Below are 1,270 nucleotides of genomic sequence, written 5' to 3'. Positions count from 1 at the left end.
GTGACGATGCGCCAGGCGCACGCGGCCGGCGACAAGCTGTTCGTCGACTACGCGGGCGACGGCGTGCCGGTGGTAGTCGACCGCCTCACCGGCGAGCGGAGGACGGCGCAGATCTTCGTCGCCGTGCTCGGCGCCTCGAGCTTCACCTCCGCGCAGGCGACGTGGACGCAGGGACTCGCCGACTGGATCAGCGCCCATGTTGGCGCCTTCGCGGCGATCGGCGGCGTCCCGGCGCTCTTGGTGCCTGACAACACCAAAGTCGCAGTCATCAAGGCGAGCCTCTACGACCCGCAGATCAATCGCACCTATGCGGAGATGGCCGCGCATTACGGCACGGCCGTCTTGCCGGCGCGACCTCGCAAGCCGCGCGACAAGGCCAAGGTCGAGCAGGCCGTCCTCATCATCGAGCGCTGGCTGCTCGGCCGCCTGCGCCACCGCGTCTTCTACAGCCTCGCCGAGGTCAACGCAGCGATCGGCGAGTTGCTCACCAGGCTCAACGAGGAGCGGCCGATCCGGCGGCTCGGCGTGACGCGCCGCCGGCTGCTCGAGGAGATCGACCGGCCGGCGCTCAAGCCGTTGCCGGCGAGCCCCTACGTGCTCGCCGAGTGGCGGATCCGCCGCGTCAGCCTCGACTACCACGTCGAGGTGGAGAAGCATTATTACAGCGTTCCGCATCGCTTCGCGCGTGCCGAGGTCGAGGTGCGGTTCACCGCCCGCACCGTCGAGATCTTCCACAAGGGCGAGCGGATTGCCGCGCATCAGCGCATGAGTGGCAATCACAAGCACACCACCGTGCCGGAGCACATGGCCTCCAGCCATCGGCGCTACGCCGGCTGGACTATCGGGCGTATCCGTCAGGACGCCGCCGCGATCGGGCCGGCAACCAGCGCATTGTGCGACCTCATTCTCGACGAGCGCTCGCACCCCGAACAAGGCTTCCGCGCCTGCCTCGGCATCCTCAGGCTCGCCGCCTCCTATGGGCGCGAACGGCTGGACGCGGCGGCTGCGCGGGCGATCGACATCGGCGCGCGCACCTATGGCTCGGTCAAGTCGATCCTCGCCAACAATCTCGATCGGCGTCCCGCTCACCAGCGCTCCGCGGACGATGCGCCGATCCTGCATGCCAACATCCGCGGACCGCGCTACTACAATTAGGAGACCGTCCCTTGCTCACCCATCCGACCCTCGACCGCCTCAACGCCCTCGGCCTCCACGGCATGGCCAAGGCCTTCGCCGACATTGAAGCCGCCGGTGAGGCTGGCAGCCTCGG

Annotated in this window: 1 protein-coding gene and 1 pseudogene; both read left to right on the top strand. The window is 68.7% G+C overall.

Annotated elements, in window-relative coordinates; translation table 11 throughout:
• Positions 1-1,155, top strand: a 1,155-nt coding sequence (istA, locus tag I6F33_RS37840; RefSeq protein ID WP_225145782.1) for an IS21 family transposase, incomplete at its 5' end; no start/stop codon positions are given.
• 11 nt (positions 1,156-1,166) lie between these two features.
• A pseudogene (locus I6F33_RS37835) lies at positions 1,167-1,270 on the top strand (ATP-binding protein); the annotation flags it as partial.

Source organism: Bradyrhizobium sp. BRP20 (genome assembly GCF_020194215.1).
In the GTDB taxonomy this organism is placed as follows: Bacteria; Pseudomonadota; Alphaproteobacteria; order Rhizobiales; family Xanthobacteraceae; genus Bradyrhizobium; species Bradyrhizobium yuanmingense.
This window is presented reverse-complemented; position numbering and strand designations above follow the sequence as displayed.